Below are 16,504 nucleotides of genomic sequence, written 5' to 3' on the forward strand. Positions count from 1 at the left end.
GAACCTTCGTGATGGCCGCCGTCAGCGACGTCTTGCCATGGTCGACGTGACCGATCGTGCCGATGTTGCAGTGCGGCTTGTTCCGCTCGAATTTGGCCTTGGCCATGGTGGGGTTCTCCTTGGTTTTATCCTAGCGGTCGATTCAAGCCATCTTCGCGCGGACTTCGTCGGCGATGGCCTGCGGCACCGGTTCGTAGTGATCGAAGTGCATGCTGTACTGGGCGCGCCCCTGACTCATCGAGCGGAGCGTGTTCACATAACCGAACATGTTGGCCAATGGCACCATGGCGGTGATCGCCCGCGCGTTGCCGCGCTGGTCCATGCCGCCGATCTGGCCGCGGCGGCTGTTCAGGTCGCCGATGACGTCGCCCATGTAATCCTCGGGCGTCAGCACCTCGACCTTCATGATCGGCTCCAGCAGGACCGGAGCCGCCTTGAGCGCGCCTTCGCGGAAGGCGGCGCGCGACGCGATCTCGAAGGCGAGCACCGACGAGTCGACCTCGTGGAAGGCGCCGTCCACCAGCTCGGCCTTGAAGTCGATGGTCGGGAAGCCGGCGACGACGCCCGCCTCCTTGGCCGAGTCCAGGCCCTTCTGCACGCCGGGGACGAACTCGCGCGGCACGGCGCCGCCGACCACCTTGTTCTCGAACTTGAAGCCCTCGCCGCGCGGCAGCGGCGACAGCACCAGCTTGACGCGGGCGAACTGCCCGGTGCCGCCGGTCTGCTTCTTGTGGGTGTAATCGACCTCGGCGCGCTCGGTGATGGTCTCGCGGTACGCCACCTGCGGCGCGCCGACGTTGGCCTCCACCTTGTACTCGCGCTTCATGCGGTCGACGATGATCTCCAGGTGCAGCTCGCCCATGCCCTTGATGATGGTCTGGCCGCTCTCGTGGTCGACCGACACGCGGAAGGACGGGTCCTCCTGCGCCAGGCGGGACAGGGCGACACCCATCTTCTCCTGGTCGGCCTGCGACTTCGGCTCGACCGCCACCTCGATCACCGGCTCGGGGAACTCCATGCGCTCCAGCACGATGGGGTGCTGCGGATCGCAGAGCGTGTCGCCGGTGGTGGTGGACTTGAGCGACGCGAAGGCGACGATGTCGCCGGCGTAGGCGTCCTTGATCTCCTCGCGGGAGTTGGCGTGCATCTGCAGCATGCGCCCGATGCGCTCGCGCTCGCCCTTCACCGCGTTCAGCACATGGGAGCCGCTCTCCACCGTGCCGGAATAGATGCGGGCGAAGGTCAGCGAGCCGACGAACGGGTCGGTCATGATCTTGAACGCCAGTGCCGAGAACGGCGCCTTGTCGTCGGTGGCGCGCACCGCCACGGCGCCGTCCAGCGTGTGGCCGCTCATGTGGTCGATGTCCAGCGGGCTGGGCAGATAATCGACCACGGCGTCCAGCATCGGCTGCACGCCCTTGTTCTTGAAGGCGGAGCCGCACAGCACGGGGACGAACCTGAAGCCGATGGTCCCCTTGCGGATCAGCGCCTTGAGCGTCGCGGCATCCGGCGCCTCGCCCGTCTCCAGGTAGCGCTCGGTGGCGGCGTCGTCCACCTCGACCGCCAGCTCGACCAGACGGTCGCGGTAGGCGGCGGCCTGCTCCTTCAGGGAGTCGGGAATCTCGGTGTGGATGAACTCGGCGCCCAGCGTCTCGTCCTTCCAGACGATCGCACGGTTCTCGACCAGGTCGATGACGCCGGCGAAGGAGGACTCGGCGCCGATGGGCAGCTGCAGCACCAGGGGCGTGGCGCCCAGGCGCTCGACCATCATATCGACGCAGCGGAAGAAGTCGGCGCCGGTGCGGTCCATCTTGTTGACGAATCCCATGCGCGGCACGCGGTACTTGTCCGCCTGCCGCCACACGGTCTCCGATTGGGGCTCGACGCCGGCGACGGAGTCGAACACCGCCACCGCACCGTCAAGGACACGCAGGGACCGCTCGACCTCGATGGTGAAGTCGACGTGGCCCGGCGTGTCGATGATGTTGATGCGGTGGTCCCGCCAGAAGCAGGTGGTCGCGGCGGAGGTGATCGTGATGCCCCGCTCCTGTTCCTGCTCCATCCAGTCCATGACCGCGGTGCCTTCGTGCACCTCACCGATTTTGTACGACTTACCGGTGTAGTACAGAATGCGTTCCGTGGTCGTGGTCTTACCGGCATCGATGTGCGCCATGATGCCGATGTTGCGGTAGCGGTCCAGGGGGTGGGAACGGGGCATGACGAGAGGGACTCCGCCTCGAATCACCTTACCAGCGGTAGTGCGAGAACGCCTTGTTGGCCTCGGCCATGCGGTGCGTGTCCTCACGCTTCTTCACCGCGGTGCCGCGCTGGTTGGCCGCGTCCAGCAGCTCGCCGGACAGGCGCTCGGTCATGGTGTTTTCCGAGCGGGCGCGGGCGGCGTTGATCAGCCAGCGGATGGCCAGCGCCTGGGCGCGTTCCGAGCGGACCTCGACCGGCACCTGGTAGGTGGCGCCGCCGACGCGGCGGGAACGCACTTCCAGGTGCGGCTTCACGTTGCTCAGCGCATCGTGGAACACCTGCACCGGATCGGCCTTCGCCTTGCCCTCGACGCGCTCCAGCGCGCCGTAGACGATCTGTTCGGCGACGGACTTCTTGCCATCGAACATCAGGCAGTTCATGAACTTGGTCAGGACGCGGTCGCCATACTTGGCGTCCGGCAGGACCTCACGCTTGTCGGCGCGACGACGACGGGACATCGTGAATTCTCCTTACTTCGGACGCTTCGCGCCGTACTTCGAACGACGCTGCTTACGGTCCTTCACGCCCTGGGTATCGAGCGTGCCGCGGATGATGTGGTAGCGCACACCAGGAAGATCCTTGACGCGACCGCCGCGGATCATGACGACCGAGTGCTCCTGAAGGTTGTGGCCTTCACCCGGGATGTACGAGGTCACCTCGAAGCCGTTGGTCAGGCGCACGCGCGCGACCTTACGAAGGGCCGAGTTCGGCTTCTTCGGCGTCGTGGTGTAGACGCGGGTGCACACGCCGCGCTTCTGCGGGCAGGCCTCCAGCGCCGGGACCTTGTTGCGCGCGGCGAGCGGCTCGCGCGGCTTACGGATCAACTGGTTGATCGTCGGCATATCAGCCCTTCGATTCCTTACATGTGTGGTTCGCCCGGCAAAAGCCGGACGATGCAAAAACCCGCCATCGAAGCGTCTCCGCCTCGTTGCGGGCTGGTCGGTCGAGCGCCGTCCGAAAAAGCTCGGGTGCGGCTATATCGAAATTCATGCAGGGCCGCGTTCAGGCGTGCGTCCGCCTGCAGCCGGCCCTGGTCCGAAGTGGCCGGACTATATGGATGGGCTCCACGCGCGTCAAGCGCGGAGATGACGGTTTGGAGTACCGGCGGCGCATTGCGGTCAACCGCCGCGGAGCAGCGCGGCAGCGGCTTTCACCGCGGCGGCACGGGCTTCCAGCATGCCGCCCATGGCCCCCATCACCCGCTCGAGCACCGCCGCGTCGGCGGCCTCGGGAGAGCCGTTGTCGAACGGCGGCTTGGGGTCGTACTCGATGGAGAGCTGGATCGCCTTGGCCGCGGTCTCGCCGAGCAGGTCGGCGACGATGCGCAGCGCGATGTCGATCCCGGCGGTGACGCCGCCGCCGGTGAACAGCGTGCCGTCCACCACGACGCGCTCCGCCACCGGAATGGCGCCGAACGCGGTGAGGAAGGGGCGCGAGGCCCAATGGGTGCCAGAGCGGCGGCCCTTCAGCAGCCCGGCGGCGCCGAGCACCAGCGCGCCGGTGCAGACGGAGGCGAGGTGCCTGGTGCACCCTGCCCGCTCGCGCAGGAAGGCCAGCGCCTCGGCGTCCCCCATCAGTTCGTTGACGCCGGCGCCGCCGGGGACCAGCAGCAGGTCGAGGTCCGGACACTCGGCAAAGGTCGTGGTGGGAAGGATGCGCAGGCCGGTGTCGGCGGTCACCGGGTCGAGCGTCTTCCAGATCAGGTGCACTTTGGCGCCCGGAACGCGGGCCAGCACCTCATAGGGGCCGGTCAGATCGAGTTGGGTCAGGCGGGGAAGCAGCAGCAGGCCGAAGCTCAGCGGTCCGGTGTCCATGGCGTCGCCCTCCCCTGTCCTTCTTCGTCATCCCCGCGAAGGCGGGGATCCATTCTTGCCGAAGATGGACGGTGTGCAAAGGCTGGATCCCCGCCTTCGCGGGGATGACGGCAAAAGAAGCGCGGGTAAAGAAAAAGGGCGCGTCCCCTGCGGAACGCGCCCCCTTCCCTACCCTATGACCTGAAGCGTCAGGCCGCGGTGCTCTCGCCCGGGTGCGGCAGGGCCGGAGCCTCGCCTTCCTCGGCGACCGCCGCGGCGCGATCCCGCTCGGCGGCGATCTGCTTGAGGCGGTTGACCACCGAGCCCGTGCCGGCCGGAATGAGACGGCCGACGATGACGTTCTCCTTGAGGCCCTCCAGGTTGTCGACCTTGCCGCCGACCGCCGCCTCGGTGAGGACGCGGGTGGTCTCCTGGAACGACGCGGCCGAGATGAACGAGCGGGTCTGCAGCGACGCCTTGGTGATGCCCTGCAGAACCGGCTTGCCGTCCGCGGGCTTGAGGCCCTCGGCGATGGTCTTCTCGTTCTCCTCGTCGAACTCCTGGCGGTCGACCTGCTCGCCCACCAGGAAGGTGGTCTCGCCGGCGTCCATGATCTCGACCTTCTGCAGCATCTGGCGGACGATCACCTCGATGTGCTTGTCGTTGATCTTCACGCCCTGCAGCCGGTAGACCTCCTGGATCTCGTTGATGAGGTAGTTGGCCAAGGCCTCCACGCCCATCACCGACAGGATGTCGTGCGGGACGGGATTGCCGTCCATCAGCAGGTCGCCCCGCTGGACGTAGTCGCCCTCCTGCACCGAGATGTGCTTGCCCTTCGGGATCAGGTACTCGCGCTCGTCGCCGGTCTCGTCGTTGCGCACGACGATGCGGCGCTTCGTCTTGTAGTCCTTGCCGAACTCGACGCGGCCGTCGAGGTCCGAGATGATCGCGAAGTCCTTCGGACGGCGCGCCTCGAACAGCTCGGCCACGCGCGGCAGACCGCCCGTGATGTCGCGGGTCTTGGAGGACTCGCGGGGGATACGGGCCAGCACGTCACCGGCCTTCACGTGCGCGCCGTTCTCGATGGAGAGGATGGCGTCCACGGAGAGGAAGTAACGCGCCTCCAGGCCGTTCGGCAGCGTGATGACGTCGCCCTTCTCGTCGCGCAGCACGATGCGCGGCTTGAGGTCGGCGCCGCGCGGCTGCTGACGCCAGTCCACCACCACCTTGGCGCTGATGCCGGTCGCCTCGTCCATCACCTCGCGCATGGAGATGCCCTCCACGAGGTCGGTGTAGTGCGCCGTGCCCTCGCGCTCGGTGATGATCGGCAGGGTGTACGGATCCCACTCGGCCAGCTTCTGGCCGCGCGTGACCTTGACGCCCTCGTCGGCCAGCAGCTTGGCGCCGTACGGAACGCGGTGGCGCGCCCGCTCGCGGCCCTGCTCGTCGAGCAGGATCACCTCGGCGTTGCGGCCCATCACGACCGGGATGTTGGCGGAGTTGATGACCACGTTGCGGTTGTTGATGCGCACCGTGGCGTCGAACGCCGCCTCGACCTGGCTCTGCTCCGCACCGCGCTGCGCCGCACCGCCGATGTGGAACGTGCGCATGGTCAGCTGCGTGCCCGGCTCGCCGATCGACTGCGCCGCGATGACGCCGACCGCCTCGCCGGTGTTGACCAGCGTGCCGCGGGCCAGATCGCGGCCGTAGCACTTGGCGCACACGCCGTCCCTGGTTTCGCAGGTCAGCACCGAACGGATCTTGATGCTGTCGATGCCCGAGCGGTCGATGCGGTCGACGGTGGCCTCCTCGATCAGGCCGCCGTCCTCGATGATCATCTCGCCGTTCAGCGGATCGACCACGTCGCCGACCGCGGTGCGGCCGAGGATGCGGTCGGCCAGCGGGCTGATGACCTCGCCGCCCTCGATCACCGCCTTGACGGTGATGCCCTGCTTGGTGCCGCAGTCGCGCTCGACGATGATGGCGTCCTGCGCCACGTCGACCAGACGGCGGGTCAGGTAACCGGAGTTCGCCGTCTTCAGCGCGGTGTCGGCCAGACCCTTGCGGGCGCCGTGCGTGGAGTTGAAGTACTCCAGCACCGTCAGGCCTTCCTTGAAGTTCGAGATGATCGGCGTCTCGATGATCTCGCCCGACGGCTTGGCCATCAGGCCGCGCATACCGGCCAGCTGGCGGATCTGCGCGGCGGAACCGCGGGCGCCGGAGTGGGCCATCATGTACACCGAGTTGACGGGCTTGCCCGGCGCGGTGTCGGAGATGGCCTTCATCATCTCGGTCGCCACCTTCTCGGTGGTGTCCGACCAGACGTCGACGACCTTGTTGTACTTCTCGCCCTGGGTGATCAGGCCGTCGAGGTACTGCTGCTCGTACTCCTTGACGCGCTCCTTGGCCTCGTTGACCAGCTTCTCCTTGGCGACCGGGATGACCATGTCGTCCTTGCCGAACGAGATGCCGGCGCGGCAGGCGTGGCTGAAGCCCAGCTTCATCAGGCGGTCGGCGAAGATCACCGTCTCCTTCTGGCCGCCGTGGCGGTAGACGGCGTCGATGACGTTGCCGACGTCCTTCTTGGTCAGCAGGCGGTTGATCAGGCTGAACGGCACGTTCGGGTGCCGCGGCAGAATCTCCGACAGCAGCATGCGGCCCGGCGTCGTCTCGACGATGGTGGTCGTCACCTCGCCGGTGTCGTCCACGCCGGTGTAACGGCACTTGATCTTGGCGTGCAGCGTCACCGCCTTGGCGTCGAGGGCCTGCTGCACCTCGCCGACGTCGGCGAACACCATGCCCTCGCCCCGCTCACCCGGACGCTCCATGGTGATGTAGTAGAGGCCGAGCACGATGTCCTGCGACGGCACGATGATCGGCTTGCCGTTGGCGGGCGACAGGATGTTGTTGGTCGACATCATCAGCACGCGCGCTTCCAGCTGAGCTTCCAGGCTCAGCGGAACGTGCACGGCCATCTGGTCGCCGTCGAAGTCGGCGTTGAAGGCGGTGCAGACCAGCGGGTGCAGCTGGATCGCCTTGCCTTCGATCAGCGTCGGCTCGAACGCCTGGATGCCCAGGCGGTGCAGCGTCGGCGCCCGGTTCAACATGACCGGGTGCTCGCGGATGACCTCCTCCAGGATGTCCCACACCTCGGGACGCTCCTTCTCCACCATGCGCTTGGCCGCCTTGATGGTGGAGGCTAGGCCGTACAGCTCCAGCTTGGCGTAGATGAACGGCTTGAACAGCTCCAGCGCCATCTTCTTGGGCAGGCCGCACTGGTGCAGCTTCAGCTCCGGACCGACCACGATGACCGAACGGCCCGAGTAGTCCACGCGCTTGCCGAGCAGGTTCTGGCGGAAGCGGCCCTGCTTGCCCTTCAGCATGTCGGACAGCGACTTCAGCGGACGCTTGTTGGCGCCGGTGATGACGCGGCCGCGGCGGCCGTTGTCGAACAGGGCGTCGACGGCCTCCTGCAGCATGCGCTTCTCGTTGCGCACGATGATGTCCGGCGCCTTCAGCTCGATCAGCCGCTTCAGACGGTTGTTGCGGTTGATGACGCGGCGGTACAGGTCGTTGAGGTCCGAGGTGGCGAAGCGGCCGCCGTCCAGCGGCACAAGCGGGCGCAGCTCGGGCGGGATCACCGGAATCACTTCCAGGATCATCCACTCCGGCCGCGACTGCGACACCATGAACGCCTCGATCAGCTTGAGGCGCTTGACCAGCTTCTTGCGCTTGGCCTCCGAGGAGGTGTCGCGCAGGTCCTCACGGCACTTCTTCTTCTCGTCGTCGAGGTCGAGCGCGGACAGCATGATCCGCAGCGCCTCGGCGCCGATGGAGGCGGTGAACGCATCCTCGCCGTACTCGTCCTGGGCGGTGATGTACTCCTCCTCGCTCAGCAGCTGGTGCAGCTTAAGCGGGGTCAGGCCGGGCTCGATGACGACGTAGTTCTCGAAGTACAGGATGCGCTCGAGGTCCTTCAGCGTCATGTCGAGCAGCAGGCCGATGCGGCTCGGCAGCGACTTCAGGAACCAGATGTGCGCCACCGGCGAGGCCAGCTCGATGTGGCCCATGCGCTCGCGGCGGACCTTCGACAGGGTCACCTCGACGCCGCACTTCTCGCAGATGATGCCGCGGTACTTCATGCGCTTGTACTTGCCGCACAAGCACTCGTAATCCTTGATCGGCCCGAAGATGCGCGCGCAGAACAGGCCGTCGCGCTCAGGCTTGAAAGTGCGGTAGTTGATGGTTTCCGGCTTCTTGATCTCGCCGTACGACCAGGAGCGGATCCTCTCCGGGCTGGCGATCGAGATGCGGATCTGATCGAAGCTCTGGGGACCCTGGACCTGGCCGAAAATGTTCATCAACTCGTTCATGACCGTCTCCCGCTGGCATAAGCCGCGTTTCGGATAAGGGGACGCGCGGTCGGGAGGGCGTGCGCACACCGCTCCCGACCGGTACTCGGTAACGTGGTCAGTACGTCCGCTGGTTCAGCTCGACGTTCAGGCCGAGGGAGCGCAGCTCCTTGACCAGCACGTTGAACGACTCCGGGATGCCCGCCTCGAAGTTGTCGTCGCCGCGGACGATGGCTTCGTAGACCTTGGTGCGGCCGGACACGTCGTCCGACTTGACCGTGAGCATCTCCTGCAGCGTGTACGCGGCGCCGTACGCCTCCAGCGCCCACACCTCCATTTCACCGAAGCGCTGACCGCCGAACTGCGCCTTGCCGCCCAGCGGCTGCTGGGTGACCAGCGAGTACGGGCCGATCGAGCGCGCGTGGATCTTGTCGTCCACCAGGTGGTGCAGCTTCAGCATGTAGATGTAGCCGACCGTGACCTTGCGGTCGAAGGTCTCGCCGGTGCGGCCGTCGGTCAGGGTGACCTGGCCCGAGCGGTCGAGGCCGGCGGCCTCCAGGTGGCGGCAGATGTCCTCCTCGCGCGCACCGTCGAAGACCGGCGTCGCGAAGGGCACGCCCTTGCGCAGGTTGGCGGACAGCTCCAGCACCTCGGCGTCGTTCAGCTCGGCGATGTCCTCGCCGAAGACCTTCTCGCCGTAGGCGTTCTTCAGGACCTTGCGCAGCTCGGCGAGGCGCGCCGGGCCGAGCTTCTCCGCGTCCTGCTTCAGGCCGTGGCGGTACTGGTCGAGCGCGTGGCCGATCTGCTTGCCCAGGCCGGCGGCGGCCCAGCCCAGGTGCGTCTCGAGGATCTGACCGACGTTCATGCGCGACGGCACGCCCAGCGGGTTCAGCACGAGATCGACCGGGGTGCCGTCCTCCAGGTACGGCATGTCCTCCTGCGGGATGATTCGCGACACGACACCCTTGTTGCCGTGACGGCCGGCCATCTTGTCGCCCGGCTGAAGCTTGCGCTTCACGGCGACGAAGACCTTGACCATCTTCATCACGCCCGGCGGCAGCTCGTCGCCGCGCTGCAGCTTCTCGACCTTGTTCTCGAAGCGGTTCTGCAGCGCCTGGATGGAGTCGTCGAACACCTTGCCGAGGTTCTCGACGCTCTCCATCGCCTGCTCGTTCTCGACCGAGATCTGGCGCCACTGGCCCTTGGTGAACGGCTCCAGGTCGGCGGCGGCGATGACGCCGCCGGTCTTGAAGCCGCGCGGGCCGGTGACCGAGGTCTGGCCGACCAGGATCTCCTTGAGGCGCGTGTAGAACGAACGCTCCAGGATGGCCTTCTCGTCGTCGCGGTCCTTGGCGAGCTTCTCGATCTCCGCCCGCTCGATGGCGAGCGCGCGCTCGTCCTTGTCGACGCCGCGGCGGGAGAACACGCGCACCTCGACGATGGTGCCGGCGACGCCCGGCGGCAGGCGCAGCGACGTGTCGCGCACGTCGGAGGCCTTCTCGCCGAAGATGGCGCGCAGCAGCTTCTCTTCCGGCGTCATCGGGCTCTCGCCCTTCGGCGTCACCTTGCCGACCAGGATGTCGCCCGGGCGGACCTCGGCGCCGATGTAGACGATGCCGGCCTCGTCGAGGTTCTTCAGCGCCTCCTCACCGACGTTCGGGATGTCGCGGGTGATCTCTTCCTGGCCCAGCTTGGTGTCGCGGGCCATCACCTCGAACTCCTCGATGTGGATCGAGGTGAAGACGTCGTCCTTGACGATGCGCTCGTTGATGAGGATCGAGTCCTCGAAGTTGTAGCCGTTCCACGGCATGAACGCGACGAGCACGTTGCGCCCCAGGGCCAGCTCGCCCAGCTCGGTGGACGGACCGTCGCCGATGATGTCGCCGGCGGCCACCCGATCGCCCACCTTCACCAGCGGACGCTGGGTGATGCAGGTGTTCTGGTTGGAGCGCTGGAACTTCAGCAGGTTGTAGATGTCGACGCCCGGCGCCGTGGAATCGGCGTTGTCCGTCGCGCGCACCACGATGCGCGTGGCGTCGATCTGGTCGACGATGCCCGAACGCTTGGCGACGATGGTCACGCCGGAGTCGCGGGCGACCGTGGCCTCCATGCCGGTGCCGACCAGCGGCGCGTCGGCCTTCACCAGCGGCACCGCCTGACGCTGCATGTTGGAGCCCATCAGCGCGCGGTTGGCGTCGTCGTTCTCGAGGAACGGGATCAGCGCCGCGGCGACGGACACCAGCTGCTTCGGCGACACGTCGATGAGGTCGATGGCCTCCGGGCGGAACATCAGGTATTCGCCGCCCTGCCGGCACGACACCAGGTCGGCGGCGAAGCGGTTGTTCCCGTCCAGCTCGGCGTTGGCCTGCGCGACGACGTAGCGGCCCTCCTCCATGGCGGAGAGGTAGACCACCTCGTCGGTGACGATGCCGTCCGCGACCTTGCGGTACGGGCTCTCGATGAAGCCGTACTGGTTGACGCGGGCGTAGGTGGCCAGCGAGTTGATCAGACCGATGTTCGGGCCTTCCGGCGTCTCAATCGGGCAGATGCGGCCGTAGTGCGTCGGGTGCACGTCGCGCACCTCGAAGCCGGCGCGCTCGCGGGTCAGACCGCCCGGGCCGAGGGCCGAGAGACGACGCTTGTGCGTGATCTCGGACAGCGGGTTGGTCTGGTCCATGAACTGCGACAGCTGCGACGAGCCGAAGAACTCGCGCACCGCCGCCGCCGCCGGCTTGGCGTTGATCAGGTCGTGCGGCATGACCGTGTCGATCTCGACCGAGCTCATGCGCTCGCGGATCGCGCGCTCCATGCGCAGCAGGCCGACGCGGTACTGGTTCTCCATCAGCTCGCCGACCGAGCGCACGCGGCGGTTGCCGAGGTGGTCGATGTCGTCGATCTCGCCGCGGCCGTCCTTCAGGTTCACCAGAACCTTCAGGATCTCCAGGATGTCCTCCTTGCGGAGCACGCGCATCTGGTCGTCGGTCTTGAAGCCCAGGCGGGCGTTCATCTTCACGCGGCCGACGGCCGACAGGTCGTAGCGCTCGCTGTCGAAGAACAGGCCGGCGAACAGCGCCTCGGCCGACTCCAGGGTCGGCGGCTCGCCCGGACGCATGACGCGGTAGATGTCGATCAGCGCGTCCTCGCGGGACGCGTTGCGGTCGGCGGACATGGTGTTGCGGATGTAGGCGCCGACGTTCAGGTGGTCGATCGCCAGGATCGGCAGCTCGTCGATGCCGAGCTTCTCCACCTTCTCCAGGTCCGACGCCGACAGCTCGTCACCGGCCTCGAACAGCACCTCGCCGGTCTTCTCGTTGATGATGTCGACGGCGAGGTAGCGGCCGGTCAGCTCCTCGGTGGAGACGAGCTGTTCGGTGAGCCCGCCCTCCTGGAGCTTCTTGATGGCGCGCGGGGTCATCTTGGCGCCGGCCTCGGCGACGACGGCGCCGGTCTTGGCGTCCACCAGGTCGGAGACGAGCTTGACGCCCTTCATGCGCTCGGCGTTGAACGGCGTCTTCCAGCCGCCCGAGGCGCGCGTGTAGGTGATGTGCTGGTAGAAGTAGGAGAGGATCTCCTCCTTCGCCATGCCCTGCGCCTCGTAGGGCAGCAGGTCCTTGCCGTTGGCCTTGCGCCCGGCGCGCAGCGCGGCGGTGTCGGCGCCGTCCAGCGCGAACAGCAGCGTGGTGGCCGGCAGCTTGCGGCGGCGGTCGATGCGCACGTACACGAGGTCCTTGGCGTCGAACTCGAAGTCGAGCCAGGAGCCGCGGTACGGGATGACGCGGGCGGCGAAGAGGTACTTGCCCGACGAGTGGGTCTTGCCCTTGTCGTGGTCGAAGAACACACCGGGGCTGCGGTGCATCTGGGAGACGATGACGCGCTCGGTGCCGTTGATGATGAAGGTGCCGTTGGCCGTCATCAGGGGCATGTCGCCCATGTAGACGTCCTGCTCCTTGATGTCGCGGATCGACTTGAGGCCGGTGTCCTCCTCGATGTCGAAGACGGACAGACGCAGGGTGACCTTGAGCGGCGCGGCGAAGGTGATGCCGCGCTGCTGGCACTCGTCCACGTCGTACTTCGGCGTCTCAAGCTCGTACTTCACGAAGTCGAGAACCGCGCGGTCGGAAAAGTCCTTGATGGGGAACACCGACCGGAAGACCTCCTGCAGGCCCAGGTTGGCGCGCTTCTCCGGCGCCACGTCCATCTGCAGGAAGTGGTCGTACGAGCTCCGTTGAACCTCGATGAGGTTCGGCATCTGGGTGACTTCCGGGATGCGCCCGAAGCTTTTCCGAACACGCTTACGACCCGTAAAGGATTTGGCCATGGATGTCCCCAAACGTCTGGTGTGTGCGCTCAACCGACACTCGCGCGGGCCGCCCCGGAAATACGGGACGGAAAAATCCGGGCGGGGAGAGCCCCCGTCCGGTGGAAGGCAGAAAACGCCGCGCGGCGGCGGGCCCCTGTTCGGAGCCAGCCGCCGTTCGGCGTGGATATGTCAGATCCGTATCGCTGCACTACGGTCTTACTTAATATCGACCTTCGCGCCGGCCTCTTCAAGCTGCTTCTTGATCTTGCCGGCCTCGTCCTTCGTGACGCCTTCCTTGACGGGCTTCGGCGCGCCCTCGACCAGGTCCTTGGCCTCCTTCAGGCCGAGACCGGTGATCGCACGGACCTCCTTGATCACGTTGATCTTCTTGTCGCCGGCGTCGGCGAGGATCACCGTGAACTCGGTCTGCTCTTCGACCGGAGCGGCAGCGGCGGCCGGGCCGGCGGCGGCGACGGCCACCGGAGCAGCGGCGGAGACGCCCCACTTCTCTTCCAGCAGCTTCGACAGCTCGGCGGCCTCGAGGACGGTCAGGGCCGACAGCTCGTCGACCAGCTTGTTCAGATCAGCCATTGTACTACTCCAAAGACTTGTCTTCTGGGTTCAGACTTAAACGTAAACGTGCGGCTCAGGCCGCCTCGTCCTTCTTCGCGTAGGCAGCAAGCACGCGGGCGACCTGGCCGCCCGGCGCCTGGAGGACACCGGCGATACGGGTCGCCGGGGTCTGGATCATGCCCACGAGCTTGGCGCGCAGTTCGTCCAGCGACGGGAGCGAGGCCAGGGCCTTCACACCCTCGGCGTCGAGCACCTGGGAACCCAGGCTGCCGCCGATGATCACCAGCTTGTCGTTGGTCTTGGCGAAGTCGGCCACCGCCTTGGCAGCCGCCACCGGATCCTTCGAATAGCTGATCGCCGTCGGCCCCTTGAAGAGGCCGTCGATGCCTTCGAACTGCGTGCCCTTGAGGGCGCGGCGGGCGAGCCGGTTCTTCGTCACCTTGAAGCTCGCGCCCGCGGCCCGAACTTTTCCGCGCAGGTTGGTGACTTCCGCCACCGTGAGGCCGAGGTGGTGGGTGACCACCACCAGGCCCGCGTCCTGCAGCTTCGAGTTCAGGTCCGCGATCGTCGCTTCTTTCTGTGTACGATCCACGGATCGCCTCCGTTACTCAGAGGTGCACTGGTTAGGACCGCTCGGAACGCCGGGCGGCCCCGGTTACAAACCTGTCCCAGAAGCTCAAGCCGTCTGTCCGCCGGGCATGACGCCCTTTGGAAATCCGGTTTCAACTCCTGTCTATGCAGGGAATTAAGTCCACCGTTTCTCTCGATCGGGCGGACACCTGCGGTCTCGGACAGGGGCGGACGGTGTCGCCACCGCCCTGACTCACCGCCGGCTCCTGCGAACCGGCGGCGAAATCGGTTCAGATCAGCCGGCGGTCGTCGCCGAGGCGACGTCCAGCTTCAGACCCGGGCCCATGGTCGAGGAGAGCGAGATCTTCTCGATGTAGGTGCCCTTGGCGCCGGTCGGCTTGGCGCGGCTGATCGCCTCGATGAAGGCGCGGACGTTCTCGACCAGCTTCTGCTCGTCGAAGCTGGCCTTGCCGACGCCGGCGTGCACGATGCCGGTCTTCTCGGCGCGGAACTCCACGGCGCCGGCCTTGGCGGCCTTGACGGCCTCGCCGACGTTCGGGGTCACGGTGCCCAGCTTCGGGTTCGGCATCAGGCCGCGCGGGCCGAGCACCTTACCCAGCTTGCCGACCACGCCCATCATGTCCGGGGTGGCGATGCAGCGGTCGAAGTTCATCTCGCCGGCCAGGATCTTCTCGGCCAGATCATCGGCGCCGACGATGTCCGCACCGGCGGCCAGCGCCTCGTCGGTCTTCGGGCCGGGGCGGACGAACACGGCGACGCGCACGGTCTTGCCGGTGCCGTTCGGCAGGTTCACGACGCCGCGGACCATCTGGTCGGCGTGGCGCGGATCGATGCCGAGGTTCATGGCGATCTCGATCGTCTCGTCGAACTTGGCCTTGGCGTTCGACTTCACGAGCTTGACGGCCTCGTCGAGGGCGTAGAGCGCGTCGCGGTTCACCGCCGCGTTGGCGGCCTTCAGGCGCTTACCCAGCTTGGCCATGATCAGCCCTCCACCACTTCGAGGCCCATCGAGCGGGCGGAACCGGCGATCATCGTCGCCGCCTGATCGACGTCGAACGCGTTCAGATCGGCCATCTTCTTCTGGGCGATCTCACGCACCTGGGACGTCGTGACCTTGCCCACGAAGCCGCCCTTGCCGGGGGTCTGCGAGCCCTTGTCCAGACCGGCGGCCTTCTTCAGGAAGTACGACGCCGGCGGGGTCTTGGTGACGAAGGTGAAGGTGCGGTCGCCGTAGGCGGTGATCACCACCGGGATCGGCATGCCGACCTCGAGGTCCGCCGTCTTGGCGTTGAACGCCTTGCAGAACTCCATGATGTTCAGGCCGCGCTGACCCAGCGCCGGGCCGATCGGCGGCGACGGGTTGGCCTTGCCGGCCGGCACCTGCAGCTTGATATAGCCAACGATTTTCTTTGCCATGTCACAACCTCCTGAAGCGATGCCGTCTACTGTCTAGAGCCAGCACCGCTGGGTTCCCGTGGTCCGGCTATGGCGGGCCTCCCACGGCGAAAGCCGGCCCGGGGGACTGGAATCCCCCGAGCCGGTGTTGAACGCGTCAGACCTTCTCGACCTGGGTGTATTCCAGCTCGACCGGCGTGGAGCGGCCGAAGATCGAGACCGCCACCTTGAGGCGGGCCTTCTCCTCGTCGACCTCTTCGACGACGCCGTTGAAGGAGGTGAAGGGGCCGTCCGAGACGCGGACCTGCTCGCCCACCTCGAAGGTGATCGAGGGCTTGGGGCGCTCGATCCCCTCCTGAACCTGCTGAATCAGCCGGTTGGCTTCGCGGTCGCTGATCGGCTGCGGCTTGCCGCCGCCGCCCAGGAAACCGGTGACCTTCGGCGTGTTCTTCACCAGCGACCACGTCTCGTCGATCAGGTCCATCTTGACCAGGACGTAGCCGGGGAAGAACTTGTTCTCGACGTTCACCTTGGCGCCGCGGCGCACTTCGATGACCTGCTCGGTCGGCACCAGGATCTCTTCGAAGTGGCTCTCCAGACCCTTCTGGGCGGCCTTTTCGCGGATCGACTGGGCGACCTTCTTCTCGAAGCCCGAATAGACGTGGACGACGTACCAGCGCATGGCCATTGGCGTCAGGCTCCCAGACCCAGCACCAGCTTGACGGCGAACGCCAAGACCTGGTCGACGACGAGGAAGAACAGCGCGGCGACCACCACCATGACGAACACCATGGCCGTGGTGATGCCCGTCTCCTTGCGGGTCGGCCACGTCACCTTGGCGACTTCCTGGCGGACCTCACGAACGAAATCTGCGGGTTTTACTTTAGCCATCGTGGGGTACGTGCCAGCTCCGGTAACAGATTGTCAAAGACCGACCAGACGAGGCGGGATGGCAGGAGTGGAGGGGCTCGAACCCCCAACCCCCGGTTTTGGAGACCGGTGCTCTACCAATTGAGCTACACTCCTAGCGCCGCCCTGCGGGATCCCGGGGGATCCCGACGTCACGGTGTCGCGCCCAAGGGCTTCGATACCGTGTCCGTCTCGGACAAAAACATCCGCCGCCGGCGGTCAGCCGGCGGCGGAGGCAGGCTTATACCACTACTCGATGATCTTGGCAACCACGCCGGCGCCGACGGTGCGGCCGCCCTCGCGGATGGCGAAGCGCAGACCCTCGTCCATGG

Annotated in this window: 14 protein-coding genes and 1 tRNA gene; all 15 read right to left on the reverse strand. The window is 66.6% G+C overall.

Going from position 1 to position 16,504, the window contains the following annotated elements:
- Positions 1 to 106: GTP-binding protein (locus tag TSO221_RS28340; protein WP_146208931.1), on the reverse strand; the 106-nt coding region annotated here is incomplete at its 3' end.
- A 36-nt stretch (positions 107 to 142) separates the two neighbouring features.
- Complete coding sequence (gene fusA, locus TSO221_RS28345; RefSeq protein ID WP_109121862.1) at positions 143 to 2,218, reverse strand: elongation factor G; 2,076 nt, start codon at positions 2,216 to 2,218, stop codon at positions 143 to 145.
- Positions 2,219 to 2,246: 28 nt separating this feature from the next.
- Complete coding sequence (gene rpsG, locus TSO221_RS28350; RefSeq protein ID WP_109121863.1) at positions 2,247 to 2,717, reverse strand: 30S ribosomal protein S7; 471 nt, start codon at positions 2,715 to 2,717, stop codon at positions 2,247 to 2,249.
- A 12-nt stretch (positions 2,718 to 2,729) separates the two neighbouring features.
- Positions 2,730 to 3,101, reverse strand: a complete 372-nt coding sequence (gene rpsL, locus TSO221_RS28355; protein WP_109121864.1) for a 30S ribosomal protein S12 — start codon at positions 3,099 to 3,101, stop codon at positions 2,730 to 2,732.
- Positions 3,102 to 3,377: 276 nt separating this feature from the next.
- Positions 3,378 to 4,073: a DJ-1/PfpI family protein gene (locus TSO221_RS28360; RefSeq protein ID WP_109121865.1), complete on the reverse strand. Its 696-nt coding sequence runs from the start codon at positions 4,071 to 4,073 to the stop codon at positions 3,378 to 3,380.
- Between the two features lie 188 nt (positions 4,074 to 4,261).
- Positions 4,262 to 8,425: a DNA-directed RNA polymerase subunit beta' gene (rpoC, locus tag TSO221_RS28365; protein ID WP_109121866.1), complete on the reverse strand. Its 4,164-nt coding sequence runs from the start codon at positions 8,423 to 8,425 to the stop codon at positions 4,262 to 4,264.
- A gap of 97 nt (positions 8,426 to 8,522) precedes the next feature.
- Positions 8,523 to 12,722, reverse strand: coding sequence for a DNA-directed RNA polymerase subunit beta (rpoB, locus tag TSO221_RS28370; RefSeq protein ID WP_109121867.1), 4,200 nt, complete (start codon positions 12,720 to 12,722; stop codon positions 8,523 to 8,525).
- A 198-nt stretch (positions 12,723 to 12,920) separates the two neighbouring features.
- Positions 12,921 to 13,295, reverse strand: coding sequence for a 50S ribosomal protein L7/L12 (rplL, locus tag TSO221_RS28375; RefSeq protein ID WP_109121868.1), 375 nt, complete (start codon positions 13,293 to 13,295; stop codon positions 12,921 to 12,923).
- Positions 13,296 to 13,350: 55 nt separating this feature from the next.
- A complete protein-coding gene (rplJ, locus tag TSO221_RS28380) occupies positions 13,351 to 13,869 on the reverse strand; it encodes a 50S ribosomal protein L10 (RefSeq protein WP_109121869.1) in 519 nt (172 codons plus the stop codon).
- Between the two features lie 273 nt (positions 13,870 to 14,142).
- Positions 14,143 to 14,847 (reverse strand): 50S ribosomal protein L1, encoded by a 705-nt coding sequence (gene rplA, locus TSO221_RS28385; protein WP_109121870.1) that lies wholly within the window; start codon positions 14,845 to 14,847, stop codon positions 14,143 to 14,145.
- Between the two features lie 2 nt (positions 14,848 to 14,849).
- Positions 14,850 to 15,284, reverse strand: a complete 435-nt coding sequence (gene rplK, locus TSO221_RS28390) for a 50S ribosomal protein L11 (RefSeq protein ID WP_109121871.1) — start codon at positions 15,282 to 15,284, stop codon at positions 14,850 to 14,852.
- A 136-nt stretch (positions 15,285 to 15,420) separates the two neighbouring features.
- Entirely contained in the window at positions 15,421 to 15,951 is a 531-nt protein-coding gene (nusG, locus tag TSO221_RS28395) for a transcription termination/antitermination protein NusG (RefSeq protein ID WP_109121872.1), read from the reverse strand.
- Positions 15,952 to 15,956: 5 nt separating this feature from the next.
- On the reverse strand, positions 15,957 to 16,154 hold the full coding sequence (secE, locus tag TSO221_RS28400; protein WP_109121873.1) for a preprotein translocase subunit SecE: 198 nt from the start codon (positions 16,152 to 16,154) through the stop codon (positions 15,957 to 15,959).
- A 59-nt stretch (positions 16,155 to 16,213) separates the two neighbouring features.
- A tRNA-Trp gene (locus tag TSO221_RS28405) sits at positions 16,214 to 16,289 on the reverse strand.
- A 132-nt stretch (positions 16,290 to 16,421) separates the two neighbouring features.
- Positions 16,422 to 16,504: hypothetical protein (locus TSO221_RS28410; protein WP_078767514.1), on the reverse strand; the 83-nt coding region annotated here is incomplete at its 5' end.

Source organism: Azospirillum sp. TSO22-1 (genome assembly GCF_003116015.1).
In the GTDB taxonomy this organism is placed as follows: Bacteria; Pseudomonadota; Alphaproteobacteria; order Azospirillales; family Azospirillaceae; genus Azospirillum.

Excerpts from the sequence above, each read along its gene's own strand:
- rplL (WP_109121868.1), bottom strand. The coding sequence starts at position 13,295 with ATGGCTGATCTGAACAAGCTGGTCGACGAGCTGTCGGCCCTGACCGTC.
- rplK (WP_109121871.1), bottom strand. The coding sequence starts at position 15,284 with ATGGCAAAGAAAATCGTTGGCTATATCAAGCTGCAGGTGCCGGCCGGC.
- rplA (WP_109121870.1), bottom strand. The coding sequence starts at position 14,847 with ATGGCCAAGCTGGGTAAGCGCCTGAAGGCCGCCAACGCGGCGGTGAAC.
- nusG (WP_109121872.1), bottom strand. The coding sequence starts at position 15,951 with ATGGCCATGCGCTGGTACGTCGTCCACGTCTATTCGGGCTTCGAGAAG.
- rpsG (WP_109121863.1), bottom strand. The coding sequence starts at position 2,717 with ATGTCCCGTCGTCGTCGCGCCGACAAGCGTGAGGTCCTGCCGGACGCC.
- TSO221_RS28360 (WP_109121865.1), bottom strand. The coding sequence starts at position 4,073 with ATGGACACCGGACCGCTGAGCTTCGGCCTGCTGCTGCTTCCCCGCCTG.
- rpoC (WP_109121866.1), bottom strand. The coding sequence starts at position 8,425 with ATGAACGAGTTGATGAACATTTTCGGCCAGGTCCAGGGTCCCCAGAGC.
- rpsL (WP_109121864.1), bottom strand. The coding sequence starts at position 3,101 with ATGCCGACGATCAACCAGTTGATCCGTAAGCCGCGCGAGCCGCTCGCC.
- secE (WP_109121873.1), bottom strand. The coding sequence starts at position 16,154 with ATGGCTAAAGTAAAACCCGCAGATTTCGTTCGTGAGGTCCGCCAGGAA.
- rpoB (WP_109121867.1), bottom strand. The coding sequence starts at position 12,722 with ATGGCCAAATCCTTTACGGGTCGTAAGCGTGTTCGGAAAAGCTTCGGG.
- fusA (WP_109121862.1), bottom strand. The coding sequence starts at position 2,218 with ATGCCCCGTTCCCACCCCCTGGACCGCTACCGCAACATCGGCATCATG.